The organism is Priestia sp. VA7, assembly GCF_055710015.1.
Genome location: NZ_JBVQPN010000004.1, coordinates 394,268 through 410,971, shown reverse-complemented (window position 1 = coordinate 410,971; position 16,704 = coordinate 394,268). Strand labels below are relative to the sequence as shown.

The 16,704-nt window shown below is 39.1% G+C and carries 15 protein-coding genes; 5 read left to right on the top strand and 10 right to left on the bottom strand.

Features of this window, described 5'->3' with window-relative positions; genetic code table 11:
* Window positions 1-33: 33 nt before the first annotated feature.
* From AC0C45_RS19920 to AC0C45_RS19910, 3 genes are all read right to left on the bottom strand, one after another.
* Window positions 34-906, bottom strand: a complete 873-nt coding sequence (locus AC0C45_RS19920) for an STAS domain-containing protein (RefSeq protein WP_034652598.1) — start codon at window positions 904-906, stop codon at window positions 34-36.
* 263 nt (window positions 907-1,169) lie between these two features.
* Window positions 1,170-1,862: an LrgB family protein gene (locus AC0C45_RS19915; protein WP_013082941.1), complete on the bottom strand. Its 693-nt coding sequence runs from the start codon at window positions 1,860-1,862 to the stop codon at window positions 1,170-1,172.
* Window positions 1,832-2,236: a CidA/LrgA family protein gene (locus tag AC0C45_RS19910; RefSeq protein WP_013082940.1), complete on the bottom strand. Its 405-nt coding sequence runs from the start codon at window positions 2,234-2,236 to the stop codon at window positions 1,832-1,834. Before AC0C45_RS19910 ends, AC0C45_RS19915 begins: the two co-directional genes overlap by 31 nt.
* A gap of 191 nt (window positions 2,237-2,427) precedes the next feature.
* Here AC0C45_RS19910 and AC0C45_RS19905 point away from each other — a divergent pair, with 191 nt between their 5' ends.
* Both AC0C45_RS19905 and AC0C45_RS19900 read left to right on the top strand, forming a co-directional pair.
* Window positions 2,428-2,859, top strand: coding sequence for a MarR family winged helix-turn-helix transcriptional regulator (locus AC0C45_RS19905; RefSeq protein ID WP_237893931.1), 432 nt, complete (start codon window positions 2,428-2,430; stop codon window positions 2,857-2,859).
* Between the two features lie 99 nt (window positions 2,860-2,958).
* Window positions 2,959-3,246: a phospholipase gene (locus tag AC0C45_RS19900; RefSeq protein ID WP_472928623.1), complete on the top strand. Its 288-nt coding sequence runs from the start codon at window positions 2,959-2,961 to the stop codon at window positions 3,244-3,246.
* A 36-nt stretch (window positions 3,247-3,282) separates the two neighbouring features.
* Here the strand turns inward: AC0C45_RS19900 and AC0C45_RS19895 are convergent, their stop codons facing one another.
* Together AC0C45_RS19895 and AC0C45_RS19890 are read right to left on the bottom strand one after the other, a co-directional pair.
* Window positions 3,283-3,813, bottom strand: a complete 531-nt coding sequence (locus AC0C45_RS19895; RefSeq protein ID WP_016763911.1) for a GNAT family N-acetyltransferase — start codon at window positions 3,811-3,813, stop codon at window positions 3,283-3,285.
* Window positions 3,814-3,984: 171 nt separating this feature from the next.
* Entirely contained in the window at window positions 3,985-5,409 is a 1,425-nt protein-coding gene (locus tag AC0C45_RS19890) for a phospholipase D-like domain-containing protein (RefSeq protein WP_472928621.1), read from the bottom strand.
* Window positions 5,410-5,581: 172 nt separating this feature from the next.
* On the opposite strand from AC0C45_RS19890, the gene AC0C45_RS19885 reads away from it, so the two are divergent.
* Complete coding sequence (locus AC0C45_RS19885; protein WP_100229235.1) at window positions 5,582-5,848, top strand: diaminopimelate epimerase; 267 nt, start codon at window positions 5,582-5,584, stop codon at window positions 5,846-5,848.
* Between the two features lie 2 nt (window positions 5,849-5,850).
* Here AC0C45_RS19885 and AC0C45_RS19880 read toward each other — a convergent pair whose 3' ends face one another.
* The 3 genes from AC0C45_RS19880 to AC0C45_RS19870 all read right to left on the bottom strand — a co-directional run bounded on the left by AC0C45_RS19880 (window position 5,851) and on the right by AC0C45_RS19870 (window position 9,297).
* Window positions 5,851-6,450 (bottom strand): DUF3298 and DUF4163 domain-containing protein, encoded by a 600-nt coding sequence (locus AC0C45_RS19880; protein WP_013082936.1) that lies wholly within the window; start codon window positions 6,448-6,450, stop codon window positions 5,851-5,853.
* Between the two features lie 343 nt (window positions 6,451-6,793).
* Window positions 6,794-7,648, bottom strand: coding sequence for a bifunctional methylenetetrahydrofolate dehydrogenase/methenyltetrahydrofolate cyclohydrolase FolD (gene folD, locus AC0C45_RS19875; RefSeq protein ID WP_016763907.1), 855 nt, complete (start codon window positions 7,646-7,648; stop codon window positions 6,794-6,796).
* Window positions 7,649-7,896: 248 nt separating this feature from the next.
* Window positions 7,897-9,297: an alpha/beta hydrolase gene (locus AC0C45_RS19870; RefSeq protein WP_472928618.1), complete on the bottom strand. Its 1,401-nt coding sequence runs from the start codon at window positions 9,295-9,297 to the stop codon at window positions 7,897-7,899.
* 201 nt (window positions 9,298-9,498) lie between these two features.
* Here AC0C45_RS19870 and AC0C45_RS19865 point away from each other — a divergent pair, with 201 nt between their 5' ends.
* Together AC0C45_RS19865 and AC0C45_RS19860 are read left to right on the top strand one after the other, a co-directional pair.
* Window positions 9,499-9,969 (top strand): staygreen family protein, encoded by a 471-nt coding sequence (locus AC0C45_RS19865; RefSeq protein ID WP_013082933.1) that lies wholly within the window; start codon window positions 9,499-9,501, stop codon window positions 9,967-9,969.
* Between the two features lie 52 nt (window positions 9,970-10,021).
* Window positions 10,022-10,501, top strand: a complete 480-nt coding sequence (locus AC0C45_RS19860) for a hypothetical protein (RefSeq protein WP_237893929.1) — start codon at window positions 10,022-10,024, stop codon at window positions 10,499-10,501.
* A gap of 33 nt (window positions 10,502-10,534) precedes the next feature.
* On the opposite strand, the gene gltD is transcribed toward AC0C45_RS19860, so the two are convergent.
* Together gltD and gltB are read right to left on the bottom strand one after the other, a co-directional pair.
* Entirely contained in the window at window positions 10,535-12,016 is a 1,482-nt protein-coding gene (gltD, locus tag AC0C45_RS19855) for a glutamate synthase small subunit (RefSeq protein WP_013082931.1), read from the bottom strand.
* A 16-nt stretch (window positions 12,017-12,032) separates the two neighbouring features.
* Window positions 12,033-16,586, bottom strand: a complete 4,554-nt coding sequence (gene gltB, locus AC0C45_RS19850; RefSeq protein WP_472928615.1) for a glutamate synthase large subunit — start codon at window positions 16,584-16,586, stop codon at window positions 12,033-12,035.
* Window positions 16,587-16,704 lie beyond the last annotated feature (118 nt).

Genomic DNA, 16,704 nt, shown 5'->3' with positions numbered 1-16,704 from the left:
GAAGGAATATCTCCATTGTATGTTCATAACAGGTCATTTTATGCGTTGTGATGATACATGCGCACGGCTATGTTCTTCAGGACGTCTAAACCCAATTTTTAAAAGCGCTGCTTCTAAATTTGCTTCTGTTTTAATTTGATTAAAATTAATTCCCAGTTTCACTACCGTTTGGGCAATTTCCGGTCGTATCCCTGTTATAATAGCTTCCACTCCTACTAATTTGAGAGATCGATGAATTTTGAACAGATTGTCTGCTACCATTGTATCAATAATCACGACACCTGAAATATCCAAAATAAGATAGGATAATTGAAGGCTTGTCCCTTTTTTCAAGCAAGTTTCCATAATAACTTGCGAGCGATGAGTATCAATTTCTCCAATAATCGGCATAATAGCGATACCTTTTGTGACAGGTACGAGCGGAACTGACAGTTCTTCTAGTGACGTGTAAGCTAAATTCATCATATATCGATTATGCTCATCATAAATTTGACCAAAAACATATGTTACCGTATCTAAAAGCGGATCAATTCGCTCACTGACATGCAGCATGGTAATTGCAGCAAACTGATGCTCCTCTAGTTCTCTTGTAAATACATCCCAAATAACGCTGCGATAGATTGGGAGGATACCGAGTGCTTTTTCTAAAGGAATATTTTTTTCCACTGCATATTTTCCCGTGTCAAGTGCCCATTCTTTAACAAGTTTAAGTACATCCTCTTGTTCTTCAAATAGCGCTCTTCCAAAGTACTCCATAATTGACACTCGCCATTTCAAAATTTTCTTTTCTTTTAATTCCTCTATACTTAGCGTATGTGTAGAATCTAAACGTTCGGCTAATTTTTCTGACAAGCTATATTTATGTTCAAGAATCTTTTTTCCTATATACACGAGCTCCTCTTTCATAAAATATGTTCAGCTCCTCTTTTCTGCTATTTTCACTGCGTATATAACCTTGACTAAGCCTACTTACCCAACTGACAATTGACTAGCCTTCCTAAAAATAACAAAAAAGCGGTTATTTTATGAATTTTCTTTCTTTTTATTATAGTACCAGAGTAAGAGCCGCACAACTGAAAGTTTGCTGCGAATAAAATTCGTAATTTGACATAGAAAACAACCCTGTTTGAACTCAAACAGGGTTGTTTTCTGTATTTACTTATCTCACTTTACACTTGGAATAGCCAGACAACAATCGGCCCAAAAACCGAGCCCAGTACAGCGCTTAACGTCATTGATACCGAGCTCATCGATACCGTTAGTTCACCGTATTCAAATGCTTTAGAAGTTCCTAGCGCATGAGAAGCGCTGCCTAGGGCAATTCCTTTTCCTAAAGAACTTTTAATACGAATCCACTTTAAAAGTAAAGGTCCAAGAATTACTCCCGAAAAGCCTGCAATCATAACAAATACCACAGTCATGGATGGCACCCCTCCTAGTCCCGTAGCAATTTGAATTGCAACGGGAGTGGTAATAGACTTAGGAACAATGGATAAAATCAGGCTTCGGTCAATGCCGAATACTTCAGCGAACACAAGTCCGCTAATCATGCCTGCAAATAATCCTACAAACACTCCTCCAATAATAGGAATGCTGTATTTCACTAGCATCTCACGCTGTTTATAAAGTGGATACGCTAATGCAACAACCGCTGGCCCCAGAAGTGAATTAATCCATTTGCCTCCAATCATATACTCGTCATAAGAAATATGAAAAGCAAGCAAAAGAAGAATAACGAATACGGTTGTAGTTAACACTGGAATAAGAATTGGGTAGGAGAACCGTACGTATACTTTCGCCATGACTAGATACAAAGCAACTGTAGCTATGATTATAAAGAGCGCGATAAAGAATTCTTGCACTGTTGTTTCTCCTTTCGTTTGTTCGCTTTCTTTTCTAAAAGTTGGCTGGCAGCCCCCGCGGCAGCCATCGTAATGATTGTACTAAGCACAATAATTAAAAACAAAATCGCTCCGCTGCTTGAAAGAAGCGAAGGATAATTCATCACTCCTGCCATAGCTGGTATGAATAATAAAGGTAAAAAAGATAACAAGAAGCTTGCTCCGTCTTCGATCACTTTGATGGGAACAATTTTGCACGTTAAGCAAATGAGCATTAAAATTAAGCCTATAATACTGCCTGGGATAGGCAGGTGAAGTATGTGGTGAACAGCTTCGCCAATCATAGAAAAAGCATAAAGAATCGCGATTTGTAAAATGATTCGTATCACTTTCATTATAGGTCACTGTCCTATAGATAAAGAACAGTTGTCCTCCTCTCTTTACTTTGTCATGTTGTCTAACATTTAACTATATAAACATCCTTTACTTTACTTACTTTTACTTGTACTATACAACTATATATACATTTGTATTATACAAGTATATATTTCTTTGTCAATGAATGATTTTGTAAGGAGAGATTATAATGCAAGAAAAAAATTCAATTGAATTGATTGAATATGAACTTACTACCTTTATTAGACGAGCCGTCTATCTTGATAATTCTGAAAATAAAATAGGAAATCTAGAAAGATCAGCTTATTTATTATTGCGGCAATTAGATGAATTTGGACCAGCTCGTGTAAAAGAGCTAGCAGAAGCATTTAAACTCGACATTTCAACTCTGTCTAGACAAGCTGCTGCTTTAGAAAACAAAAAGCTTATTTCCCGCTCTTCTGATCCTTCGGATGGACGCGTCAGCCTATTTGACATCACATCACGTGGAAAACGCATGCTGCAAACTGATAAACAAATGCGCCTTGAACGCTATCATAGTATGTTAAAAAAATGGTCAAGTGAAGAAAAGGAGCTGTTTGGCAAACTACTAATGCGGATGAATGACGCATTTATCGATTAAATAGAAATTTATAAAAATTAGGCTGCTGCTGCAAGGTGTTTGTCCCTGTCTCTTTTCTCTTTCTTGCATTTAATGTAAAGAGACTATTGAAAAGGATGTATGATTATGTCTGTTCCGAACAAACGGAAAGCCACGCCCTGCCTCTTCCCCGGCTATAAATGGTGTGGTCCCGGCTGCAGTGGGTCCGGCTGTCCTGTAAATGATGTAGACTGCTGCTGTAAATACCATGATTTATGCTATGAAGATTACGGATCATGCCGCTCATGTGATGAGCAATTCCTTGACTGTCTTTGCTCCAAAGCAAATCCGTACAGTTTAAAAGGAAGACAGGCATACGCTATGTATACCTATATGCGGCTGAAGTTAGCTTTAAAACAATATGACTAAACAGAAAAGAGGTGAATTAAAAAATTCATCTCTTTTTTATGCCATTTTATCCGTATGAATCCAAAAGCGTTGAACAACAGCTCCGTTCTCTTCTATATAATCCTCGTCTTGTATACCACCGTTTGCCAGAATAGTTCGACGAGAAGCCGTGTTCCAATCATCACACACAACTAATGCACGTTGAACTCCCAGCTTTTTAATTTCTTGAAGAGATAACTTCAGTAGCAGCTTCGCATATCCTTTTTGTCTTTCGCTTGGCCGAATACCATAACCTATATGTCCTCCGCTGTTTCGCAGTATTTCACTTAGCTCATGGCGGATATTAACTACGCCTATTACTTTTTCGTGATGCATTAGCCAGTAGGTGGAATCGGGTACATATCCTTTTTTTAATCCGATCCCTTTTTCTGCATCTAACAACTCTTGAACCATTTTTTCAAAGTAAGCAGGATCTTTAGCAATTACCCACGGAATCATTTTTTCTCCGCTTGCTTTCCATTCATGATAAAAGCTCATATAAGCCTTTTTATAAGCTACATCTGGTTTCATTAAAACGGCGGTTTCCATGTACCTTCCTCCTTTTTATTTATTATGTTTATACTACCGATTTTCTCCAGTAAATAAAAGGGGATAATTTACATATCTTACAAATGTGTTTATTCACTTATTTATAAGATATGTCACAAAAAGCACTCAATGGATATACCATTGAGTGCTTTTTGTTTTACTGCCGATTGTTTAAATAAATTCCTTAAAAAACCTCGTCACTTTTGCAAGGGCGTATAGGAAGGTTCGCTTCATAACAGGTTCTTCTTTCTTTTGGATGTCAGGAGATTTAATCCATCGCTTATGGTTGGCAATAAGGATACTTTTATCCATTTTGTTTTCCATCGCCATCGTCAACTTTTTTGCAAATTCTTGACTATCGATAATGACCATTGATTCATTATTCAAAAATGTAGAACGAGAATCTAAATTAAAAGAGCCTACGGCGCTCAGTCTTTGATCATAAATCACAGACTTTGCATGGATGGAATAAGGTCCTTGGTATTCGTAAAGCTTTACACCTGTCTTCATAATCTTATCACGCATACTTATATACCCGGAAAAAGCCAACACATTGGGCGTAGATGTAACTGAATTTGTGAGTAGCGTCCATTGAACAGCTGGATTCTTTTTCATTGCTATATACTTTCTCATCGCATTGGTTAGCACCACATAAGGACTTTGAATAAGAACAGAGCGGTTAGCTCCTTCTGCCAGGTTAATAAACGTTTTCCACATAAAAGGTCTTTTATTAAAGCGTTCAATTGGATTATGAATAAAAGAAACACGCTTTGTAGGAACGGTGGAAGCATTCCAATCAATCTTAGGCGTCGCAAACGTTTCTCCTACTTGCTTAGCTTTATCATATTGCTGCAGCAGCAAAGCTTTCATTCTCTTTCCCTGATCGACCTGGTACTGTGTGAGATGATGAAAAGCTTTTTTAGTGTAAGGATGAGCCCATAATTCATTTATATAATTTTGCATTTGAGTGATAACGCTATCTTGTTTATGTTTGCTGTTTGTAATAAAGACATCACGATCATAGACGAAATCTGGAGGAGGCTTTTTAGCCAAATATTTGTCCCCTATATTCCGTCCTCCTATTATGCCTAGCTCTCCGTCTACAATCATTATTTTGTCATGCATACGATTTTGCCACGCCCAAGGTTTAAACAATTGAAGAGGTTCGTAATACTTCACTTCAATATTAGGATGTGAAGCTAATGCATAGAGTACGCCTCTTCGATTTCCTCGTAAGCCGTTAGCTATCCCATCTAAAAGAACGCGAGTATGGACGCCTCGATCAGCTGCTTTAAAAAGAGCGGCCATAATTAAATCAGTTGACTCTCCTTTTCCTATTGAGTAATAAGTAATATCAATCGATTTCTCAGCTTCTTGAATCATTTGAATACGAACTCTTCCTGCCTCATAACCATCTTCAAGAAGTCTCACTCGATCCGTAGACTCCCTGTGACCAAAAAAGCTAGCCGGTTTAATTGAGGTCGTTTCCTCTCCTTTTTTTAAAGGTACATAAAAGAGAACCACCGCGGTTATAACCACATACAGAATATATAGAGATAAAATAATAAGTAATCCTTTGACTGCTATTTTTATCATCGCAACTCCAGCTTTTTGTCTTTTTCTGTTATCGTTCACAAATAAGGATCATTACATACAGGAAACTGCTTCCTTGATTGCTTTGCGCTTTGTCTTTTTGACACATTTATTTTTTCTGATTCACTATTTGTATAGTATGCTAGTACATATCATAGAAAGAAGGATGATGGTGATGGAGGAATATTCTTTTCGTTTTCATATTACAGACTCTTACCCTTTGCAAAATGAAAACGATAAAATAGAAGCTGTTGTACGCACCAAAATCAAGCATGCGGACCGAGGATGCTTGTATGAGGGTTACCTTCGTGTTCATATCACTAATATTGGGGTATTTCCTGTAGCAAAAGATATTGCTGAAGCGATTGGCGTTCGTTCGCTTCGTCAGCAGCTAGCGGCCGAATTAAAAAGATACGTACGGCCGCACCGCAATTTTTTATAACTTTATCCAAACATTTGACCAAGTGGACTTTCATCTTCAATAATATCTTGAATAGCGTAGATAGAAATAGGAAAGTAAGGAATTCCATATACGTAAGGAGCCAGGTCATACAGCTGATAAAAGAGTACAAGTGATTTATCGGCGATATAAAAATCTTGATCTGGTTTAATTCCTTTATATTCTCCAAGAACCATAATATCGCGCTCTTTTATTTGCTCTCCTACTATTTTAGAAAGAATGCTCACGTAATTACTGTCTTTTTTAAATAGATCTTTGAGTTGATACGTTTTTCCAGTCAGCACATTAAACGTTAACGGGACGACCACGGTCAATCCATGCGCTCCCCCGGAATAAGCAAAATTGACAAGTGTTAAGCTGAGCACATTTCGCTCGTTTGTTTTCAACTCATAATAACCCGTTTCTTCTGTATCCGGATTTTCTCCATATCCCTGCTGACGAATTAATTCATTCGTGCGCTGCAAAATTTTACTGTTCATGCTGTGCTGAACAGCTTGATTAGTCAAATGTACAACTGGATAGTAAACGTTTAACTTTTTCTTCACCATTTGTTGAGAATATACGGTTGCAGGTAACGTAACCATCGCTTCCCCCTCTTTGTATACAGGTTGTTACATTCTATTCTGTTAGCCTCCATTCCATTACTGAAGCAAAAAAAGATTCAGACATAACGAAATCAATCCAACCTAAAGACGAACAAACTGGATAAATTCTCTAGTATTGTCGCTTGTAACACCGCTATTGATTTCCGCGGAAGTTTTCGCCTTGCCCTCCAATCACCAGCTAGAAGCACCTCCACACATGAAACCTATGTTGACTTTATCAATGAAAAAATCCGAACGAGTTTGATTCTCAATCAAGAATCAAACTCGTTCGGATCTTCATTCAACGAAAATACCTTTGTCTCAGCCTCTTTTTTACTTTTTATTATTTTACGTTGTTAATTGTTTTAGCAGCGTCTACCGTATTTTTTAATAACATTGTGATGGTCATCGGACCAACTCCCCCTGGTACTGGTGTGATATAACCTGCAACTTCTAAAGCCGCTTCGTAATCAACATCACCAACGAGTTTACCATTTTCCATTGTGTTACCTACATCAATTACAATGGCACCCGGCTTAATATCATCTGCTTTGATAAGTCTAGGTTGTCCTACAGCTGACACAAGAATATCAGCTTGTTTTGTTAAAGCAGATAAATCTTTTGTGCGAGAGTGAGCAATTGTTACCGTTGCACTTTCTTGAAGTAACAGCATGGATACTGGTTTACCAACAATATTGCTTCGTCCAATTACTACCGCATGTTTACCTGAAATTTCTTCACCTGAACGTTTAATTAACTCAACGATACCGTGTGGTGTACATGGTAAATAGCACTCATCGCCAATAACCATATTCCCTACGCTTACTGGGTGGAAGCCATCTACATCTTTTTTAGGAGATACAGCATTTAATACTGCTTTTTCATCAATATGTTTTGGTAATGGAAGTTGAATAAGAATACCATGAACAGATGGATTTCCATTCAAGTGATGGATTTCGTTTAAAAGCTCTTCTTCAGTAATCGATACGTCACGTTTGATAATTTCAGACGCAACACCGATTTCTTCACAAGCCTTTGCTTTTGCTTTTACATATGATTGCGAAGCAGGATTTTCTCCTACTAAAATCACGGTTAAACCAGGAACGATACCTTTTGTTTTTAATTGAGCTACCTCTTCTTTTAATGCGGCGCGCAGTTCTTGCGCTACTTCTTTTCCTTTAATTACTTTCGCTGTCATGATGTTTTTTGCTCCTTTCAACTGTAGCCATTTAATAAATGTACGAATTATAGTTATTAATCTAACACAAAAGTTCGGTTTTGTTCAATGTTTTTATTATTTTTATTTTAAATAGATGAAAATAAATAACAAATAACGTATATTCCATTCTTATCGTACTATAATATTTTGTATTCACCAAAGGTGTTTTTATTCAAACATTGCTTTTCCAAATTAAAAACCGCACCTTCGGCACGGTTTTGAACGATTTATTTTTCTGTTGATATGCTTTTCTTTGTAGTCAACGGCAGCACGTCTTCCTCTGTTTTTAGATCTTTTACATGCATTTCCTTGAGAGGCGCACTTATTTTCTTATTTTTCGGAGGTTCTTCAAAATTCTCCACCCAATCACATAGCAGTTCAAATCCTTGATACACATAAGGGAGGAGAGGCTGAAGCTTTCGATCTGGGTCAATTTGATGATTCCATACTAAGCTATCAATGTGGTTGCCATTTTCAATTACATAGTGACGATGAAGGTGTTGCTTACCAGAATCTTTTACCAGTTGTTCATAAGGATAAGCATGAATATCCGGAAAAATAAGAGCATCTAACGACCCTGTAATACTTATCAACGGAACGGAAATATCACCTGTATTTTCAATTTCACGAACTCTTTGCTTTACATCTTGCGGTCTTTCTTGATAATCATACTTTTCAAAAATAGAATCTAACGAACGATCTCTAACTCCGTTTTTAAAAAGAGTCAAGTATTTTTGCCATGGAATGCTTTCAGGTGCTTGACTGTCAAACTCATCTCTATATATATTAAGCGTTAAAAACCAATAATACTGGTCATGATATGGCCATAAAAACTCAGATCCTTTTGGCAACCCTGCTTGATACAAACGGTGCAAAGCTTCTTTTTGCGATTCACCTACGGTGTACAGTGCTTCTTCGGCATGATTTACAACAGGTGTTAAGGAAGTAATCAAGTTATCGTGATCAGCTCGCCACATAACCCCTTCCCATTCAACGCCTCCATTAAAAAGCTGAGGCTCTCCATTTTTTCCATCGTTTTCTAAAGCATAGCGAACAACATAACCTCCGTTAGAAATACCTAACGCATACGTTTTTATATCAAAATATTCTGTCACTTCTTTTTGAAGTTTGTGACGATAATTTTCAAACAAAAATCTCTGAGCTATTTTTGCCACTTCTCGGTATTGAATATGCCATTTTCTAATGGAGTCTTCTTCTTTCACTAGAGCGTTCTTTGCTTTAGCAAATGGATCATCTATCACTTCTTCTCCCTGAGTTCCTTTATCAGAAGCAGCAAACGCAAACCCTTTTGCCAACACATAGTCGCTGAATAGTAAATCCGTTGATTTCTCATCTCGGGTAGCTGGGACTCCTGACATAACTAACTTTCCATTCCAATCATCAGGAATTCGAATGAGAAATTTACCACCATCAACTTTACCTTCTACTTGAACGCCCGTTATTTCTTCAGGCTGATACATGTAATACCATCCATTTTTTTCTTCTTTTGTTCCCCAATAGATAGGAGCCAGCCCAATGTTCCCATAGGCAGTCGCTGCTTGAAATTGAAGAGGATTTTTAGTCGTTAGCCAGTTTCCATACTTACCGTCAAACGTTGTGATATTCAAGTGATAACCTCCATTCACATTTGCTTTTGAAGACACTCTTGGGGACTATACATGCATAATTTTAGTTAAATATTACCATCCTTTTCTCGAAAAGTACATCAAAACGCCTTTCTTACAGAAAGAAAGTAGACATTTATCACAACTTAGCCCATAGCGCCGTATAATATTGAAATTTATTCAAAAAAAGGAGTGTCAATGACTATGAGTTCGTTTAATTCTTCAAAACTTTCTACGACTCTTATTCCACCTGCTACTTCCTCCTATCCGGTTTCCGGAAGAAAATATACTCTTACTCATTCTGATACAACCGGTCAGCTTTTTTTAAGCATCGGATGCTCATATAACAACAAGGCGATAGATAAAAATATGCGTGATGAAGTACTAGCTGCTCTTCACGTAACAGACCGACAAGCAGTTATTCAAGGCGAAGTTTTTGTTAGCGGAGGCGAGTTCAGCCGCGAGCAAGCGCAGCTTCGTTATCAGATTTTCCGTCGTGAACTCCCCCTTGCTTTAGAAGCAATATTTTACGGAGACCAAGCGTTTTTTCAACATTATCCCGACTTGCTAAATACACCGATTTACATTTATTTTATATCGACTTATCAAGAGTTTAGAGGATGGTCCTATTATCAAACTCCTAAATTTTATTTAAAACAAACATGCAGCAGCTAGCACGTTCGTGCATAAACTAATGGGAAATGAACGAGGAAGGTGTGAATGTTTCATGTACAGTCAATGGGTTTACCCCTATATGCCGCGCTACTACCATCCAGTAGTTCCTACTACGAATGAAAATTATTTAGAACCTTATAGATACAATGAAGACTTATTTTCTTATATCCTGCATGAAGAAGAGGAAGTTAGATCTACACGCGATATAGACAGAGTGATGAAAATTTTAAAACGACAGTATCAGTCCATCTACAGAGATGCTCAACGAGGCGGGATGGATAGCAAACTAACAGAATACTTATTTCGTTCCATTGTAAGATTTGTCGATGATAACTATAACAATTACAGCGGATCTATTAACGAACGCGTTGAAAAAGCCGCGCGACAGTTAAAAAAACGTGACCCCTGGATATTTGAACTTTTTAACTTATACAGCGTCTCCCCCGCTTCACAGGTTCGAATTACCAACACGATTTTAACCGTTTCGTTTGAGAATGTACGTAGAGGAAATGAAGTTCCAAATCCTAGATAAACAAAAAACCGCCACAATTGTGACGGTTTTTTGTTATGGTAATACAGTTGCTCCCATTAGATGGCTATCAACTTGTTTAGCTACTTCACGACCTTCATGAATAGCCCATACGATTAAACTTTGCCCACGACGAGCGTCACCAGCAGCAAAAACACCTTCAACATTTGTTTTGTAATTTCCATACGCTGCATCTACGCGACGATTTTTCGTTTCAACACCAAACGCTGATAGAACTGGATGCTCTGGACCTTCAAACCCAATCGCAATAAAGACAAGCTGAGCTGGCCATACTTTTTCTGTTCCTGGAATTTCGGTAAAGATGTACTGTCCATTTTCACCTTTTACCTTTTCCATTTGCACCGTATGAAGTTCCTTTAGATTGCCTTGCTCATCTGCCACGATTTTTTTCGTTTGAATTGAATATTCACGTGGATCGTCCCCAAATTTCGCCTGTGCTTCTTCATAAGCATATTCAAGATTAAATACATGTGGATATTCAGGCCACATATTATCTGCCGTACGCTCAGCAGGAAGCTGAGGATGTTTACCAAACTGAACAACGCTGCGGCATTTTTGACGAAGAGCAGTAGCTACACAGTCAGCTCCAGTGTCTCCTCCTCCAATAACAATAACGTCTTTTCCTTCAGCATCAATAAATTGACCATCTTTGAAGTTAGAGTCTAAAAGGCTTTTTGTTGAAGTTGTTAAGTAGTCCATTGCAAAGTGAACTCCTTTTGCTTCACGACCTTCTAGTACTAGATCTCTTTGCTTCTGAGCCCCTGTACACAAAATTACAGCATCATATTGTTCTTTTAACTCTTCAGCAGTAATGTCTTTTCCAACTTCCGTATTCGTTACAAAATCAATACCTTCTTGCGTCAATAAGCGAACACGTCTTTCCACTACTTCTTTATCTAGCTTCATATTCGGGATTCCATATGTTAATAAACCGCCAGCACGATCTGCTCTTTCATATACTGTTACTGAATGACCCGCTTGGTTCAGCTGATCTGCGCTTGCTAAGCCTGCTGGCCCAGAGCCAATAACAGCAATTTTTTTGCCTGTTCTCTTCTCCGGAATACGCGGAGTAATCCACCCATTCTCAAAGCCTTTATCAATAATAGCGCGTTCGATATTCTTAATCGAAACGGCTGGATCTGAAATAGCAAGCGTACAAGAACCTTCACACGGAGCAGGACAAACTCGTCCTGTAAACTCCGGGAAGTTGTTCGTTTTCATTAAACGCTCTAAAGCTTCTTTCCAGCGTCCTTTATAAACTAAATCATTCCACTCTGGAATTAAGTTATAGATTGGACATCCAGAAGTAAAAGCATTAATATCCATTCCCATGTGGCAAAAAGGTGTGCCACAATCCATACATCGTGCCCCTTGACGGCTTAGCGCTTCATCAGATAAAGGAGCAGCATACTCTTTCCAATCACCTAAACGTTTTAACGGGTCACGTTCCTTCCCTTTTTCACGTTTGATTTCCATAAATCCTGTTGGTTTTCCCATCGTACTCTCCCCTTTCTTACTGAGCTACCGCTTCTTGTTGTTTTGCCGATGCTTTCTTTTCTTGTTTTGCATTTTCCTCAAACGCACTCATAGCTGCTTCTTCTTCCGTTAGTCCAGCTGCCTTTTGCTCTTCAATGCGATTCATCATGCGTTTATAATCATTCGGAATCACTTTTACAAATTTTGAAAGTGATTGTTCCCAATTTTCCAAGACAAATGCTGCTTTATGACTGTTCGTATATTTCAGATGATTTGAAACCATCTCTTTTACTTCTTCTGCTTCTTCGCCTTTTAAGCCCTCAAACCCAATCATGTCTTTATTGCAAAGGTTTTTGAATGCTTCTTGATCATCAGCAAATACGTAAGCAATACCGCCTGACATTCCTGCACCAAAGTTTTTACCTACATCGCCTAATACGACAACACGTCCGCCAGTCATATATTCACAGCCGTGATCGCCAATTCCTTCAACCACTACGTTCACACCGCTGTTACGAACTGCAAAACGTTCCCCTGCTAGCCCGCTAACATAGGCTTCACCGCTTGTTGCACCGTAAAATGCAACGTTCCCAACGATAACATTCTCGCCTGACACAGCTGTTGTTTCCTTAGGTGGAGCAACAATGATTTTACCTCCTGATAAACCTTTTCCGATATAATCATTTGCATCTCCAGTTAGATACATAGACATTCCTTTTGGAACAAACGCACCAAAACTTTGTCCTGCTGAGCCAGTGAATCGAAGAGTAATCGTATCTTCTGGCAGACCTTTCTCACCGTAACGTTTTGTAACTTCACTTCCCACAATTGTTCCAGCTACACGGTTAATATTAGAAATTGGAAGTTCTAACTCGACTTGATACTTATGCTCGATTGCTTGCTGTACCGCAGGCAAAATCTTTTGCATATCTAGAGATTCGTCAATTTTATGATTTTGAGGTGTTTTAAAGGTACGTACACCTTCAGCTTGATATAAAAGAGTTGTTAAGTCTAAGTGCTGAGCCTTCCAGTGATTTTTTGCACGTTCGCTAACGCTTAATACGTCTGTACGTCCAACCATTTCATCCACTGTTTTAAATCCAAGTTCAGCCATAATTTCGCGCACTTCTTGTGCAACAAATTTCATATAGTTAACGATGTGGTCCGCTTCTCCCAGGAACTTTTTACGAAGCTCTGGATTTTGCGTCGCCACTCCAACTGGGCATGTATCTAAGTGACACGCACGCATCATGATACAGCCTAAAACAATTAAAGGCGCCGTAGCAAAACCAAACTCTTCTGCTCCTAGAAGTGCTGCCATGACTACATCTTTACCCGTCATTAATTTCCCGTCTGTTTCAAGCACTACTTTTTCACGAAGACCATTTAACATAAGTGTTTGATGAGCTTCTGCTAAGCCAAGTTCCCACGGTAGTCCAGTATGTTTAATACTTGTTTTTGGAGATGCTCCCGTACCTCCGTCGTAACCGCTAATGACAATAACATCCGCTACTCCTTTTGCTACTCCGGCAGCAATCGTTCCTACACCTGCTTTTGAAACGAGCTTGACGCTGATTCGTGCATCACGGTTTATATTTTTCAAGTCGTGAATAAGCTGCGCTAAATCTTCAATCGAATAAATATCGTGGTGTGGAGGAGGTGAAATTAAGCCTACTCCTGGCGTTGATCCACGCACATCTGCTACCCATGGATATACTTTGTTTCCTGGAAGCTGACCACCTTCTCCAGGTTTTGCACCTTGTGCCATTTTAATTTGAAGCTCATCTGCATTCACAAGGTAGTGACTTTTCACCCCAAAACGCCCAGAAGCGATTTGTTTAATCGCACTGCGGCGATTATCTCCATTCTCATCCAGAGTGTAGCGGCTAGGATGCTCGCCGCCTTCTCCACTGTTGCTGCGTGCCCCTAAACGGTTCATCGCAATCGCTAATGTTTCATGAGCTTCTTGACTTAAAGATCCAAACGACATAGCACCTGATTTAAAACGTTTTACAATCGAATCAACTGATTCCACTTCATCAATGGAGATAGATGAACGCGATCCATTAAACGAGAACAGATTGCGCAAGAAACCGATGCGTTCTTCATTAGCCGATTCAGAGAATTTTTTAAATAAGCTGTAATCTCCCTTACGGCAAGCCCATTGCAGCGTGTGAATTGTTTTTGGATTAAACGCATGATGCTCGCCCGTGTGTCTCCACTGGAAGTCACTTCCTGATTCTAACGTTTGCTCAATTGTTTCAACATAAGCATTGTCATGACGCGTTTTTGCTTCTTTTGCGATAACATCTAAACCGATACCGCCAAGCTGCGAGGCAGTACCTGTAAAATATTGCTCGATAACCTCTGCACTGATTCCAACTGCTTCAAAAATTTGTGCGCCCCGATAACTTTGCACCGTTGAAATACCCATTTTAGACATTACTTTTACGACACCTTCAGTAACGGCTTTTACGTATTTCTCAACAGCATAATTATACGATACGTTTAACGTACCTGCGTTAATTTCATTTTGATATGTTGCAAAAGTAAGATATGGATTAATTGCGTCTGCGCCGTAACCAAGCAGCGCTGCAAAATGGTGCACTTCACGCGCTTCTCCCGTTTCCACTACAATGCTCGCCTTTGTACGGTTTCCTTTTCGCACTAGGTGCTGGTGCAGCCCGCTGACCGCTAATAAAGCTGGAATAGCTACGGATTGAGCTCCCGCTTCACGGTCTGTCAGAACAAGGATGCTAGCACCGGCGTTAATTGCCGCTTCAGCTTCAGCAAATACGCGATCAAGATCTGCTTTTAAATCATTTGTAAATACAGCAGATATAACGGCACTTTTGAAATCCGGATGAATGGCAGACTTCAGCTGATCAGTTTGATCGTTTGTTAAAACCGGCGTCTCAAGCTGAATTCGATGAATGTTTTCTTTGGTTGGATGCAGTAAATTCCCTTCTGCACCAAGCAATGTCATTGTCGATGTAACCAACTGTTCACGAATAGCATCAATCGGTGGATTCGTTACTTGAGCAAATAGCTGCTTAAAGTAATTGAACAGCGATTGAGGAAGATCAGACAACACGGCTAATGGAGTATCGTTACCCATTGAACCAAGCGGATCTTTTCCTTCTGTAATAACTGGAACTAAATATTTATGAATATCTTCATACGTGTAGCCAAATGACTTCTGGCGGATGACCAAATCATCGAAGTATTCAGATTTTTCTCCTTGTACTTCTGGCAACGTTACCAGCTGTTCATCTAACCACTCTTGATAAGGCTCAGCCTGTGCCATTTCAGATTTAATTTCTTCGTCTGAAATAATTCGGCCCTCCTCTAAATCGATTAGAAGCATTTTACCTGGGCTTAAACGATCTTTATATAATACATTTTCATCTTCAACATCAATGACGCCTACTTCTGATGAAAGTATGATGTAATCATCTTTTGTAACATAGTAGCGAGCTGGACGTAGACCGTTACGGTCTAAAATAGCACCGATTTGCTTTCCATCCGTAAACGAAATAGCAGTCGGACCATCCCATGGCTCCATTAATGCGCTATGATACTCATAGAAAGCACGTTTTTCTTTTGACATGTGCGGATTCTCAGACCAAGGCTCTGGAATAAGCATCATCGCTGCATGCGCTGGCTTACGGCCGGCCAATACAAAGAACTCTAGCGCATTATCTAACATGGAGGAGTCGCTTCCTTCAGCATCTAAAATCGGAAGAACCTTCGGCAAATCCTTACCAAATGCGTCCGAAACAAACTGTTGTTCACGTGCTCTCATCCAGTTTTGATTACCGCGAAGCGTATTGATTTCACCGTTATGAATTAAATAACGGTTTGGATGTGCTCTTTCCCAGCTTGGGAACGTGTTTGTGCTAAAGCGAGAATGCACTAAAGCGAACGCTGAAGTAAAATCTTCATCTTGTAGGTCAAGATAAAAAGCATCAACTTGTTCAGGCGTTAATAACCCTTTGTACACAATTGTTCTACTTGAAAGACTCGTAAAATAAAAACGGTTTTGACGCGCCTGCGCCCAATTTTCCGCTTGCTTACGAATAACATATAGCTTGCGTTCAAACGCTAAGTCATCTTGAATACTGTCATTTGCCCCAATAAATACTTGTCGTACGTACGGACAGCTTTCTTTTGCAACTTTTCCGATTTTTCCGACATTTACAGGTACAGTTCTCCAACCTAGTAACGTTTGTCCCTCTTCTTCAATTAATTTATTAATATAAGCTTCGATTTCTCGACGCTCGTCTTCGTTATTTGAGAAAAAGATCATTCCAACTCCATAACGACCTTTTTCTGGCAAGTTCAATTCACCGCATGTCTTTTTAAAGAACGCGTGTGGAATTTGTACCATTAATCCAGCTCCGTCTCCTGTTAGCGGATCGCTTCCCTGTCCGCCTCGATGGTCAAGCTGGCAAAGCATATTTAGTCCTTTTTTAACGATATCATGTGACGCTACGCCTTTCAATTGAGCGTATAGTCCGATTCCACATGCATCGTGCTCAAATTCAGGACGGTAGAGACCTTGAGCTTTTGGCATTTGATTGTATGTCATCTTCTTCTCCCCCGTTCGTTTTCTTTATCTTTTTAAGATCACCTGTTTACATTGTAAGTTTTCAAATCAATATAAACAATATATAATTTAGATGAAACTAATCTAATTTTGATATATA

Coding starts and splice junctions, on each gene's coding strand:
- AC0C45_RS19885 (WP_100229235.1), top strand. CDS start 5,582: ATGGAGGAATATTCTTTTCGTTTTCATATTACAGACTCTTACCCTTTG.
- folD (WP_016763907.1), bottom strand. CDS start 7,648: ATGACAGCGAAAGTAATTAAAGGAAAAGAAGTAGCGCAAGAACTGCGC.
- AC0C45_RS19890 (WP_472928621.1), bottom strand. CDS start 5,409: ATGATAAAAATAGCAGTCAAAGGATTACTTATTATTTTATCTCTATAT.
- AC0C45_RS19880 (WP_013082936.1), bottom strand. CDS start 6,450: ATGGTTACGTTACCTGCAACCGTATATTCTCAACAAATGGTGAAGAAA.
- AC0C45_RS19920 (WP_034652598.1), bottom strand. CDS start 906: ATGAAAGAGGAGCTCGTGTATATAGGAAAAAAGATTCTTGAACATAAA.
- AC0C45_RS19860 (WP_237893929.1), top strand. CDS start 10,022: ATGTACAGTCAATGGGTTTACCCCTATATGCCGCGCTACTACCATCCA.
- AC0C45_RS19910 (WP_013082940.1), bottom strand. CDS start 2,236: ATGAAAGTGATACGAATCATTTTACAAATCGCGATTCTTTATGCTTTT.
- gltD (WP_013082931.1), bottom strand. CDS start 12,016: ATGGGAAAACCAACAGGATTTATGGAAATCAAACGTGAAAAAGGGAAG.
- AC0C45_RS19865 (WP_013082933.1), top strand. CDS start 9,499: ATGAGTTCGTTTAATTCTTCAAAACTTTCTACGACTCTTATTCCACCT.
- gltB (WP_472928615.1), bottom strand. CDS start 16,586: ATGACATACAATCAAATGCCAAAAGCTCAAGGTCTCTACCGTCCTGAA.
- AC0C45_RS19905 (WP_237893931.1), top strand. CDS start 2,428: ATGCAAGAAAAAAATTCAATTGAATTGATTGAATATGAACTTACTACC.
- AC0C45_RS19900 (WP_472928623.1), top strand. CDS start 2,959: ATGATTATGTCTGTTCCGAACAAACGGAAAGCCACGCCCTGCCTCTTC.
- AC0C45_RS19895 (WP_016763911.1), bottom strand. CDS start 3,813: ATGGAAACCGCCGTTTTAATGAAACCAGATGTAGCTTATAAAAAGGCT.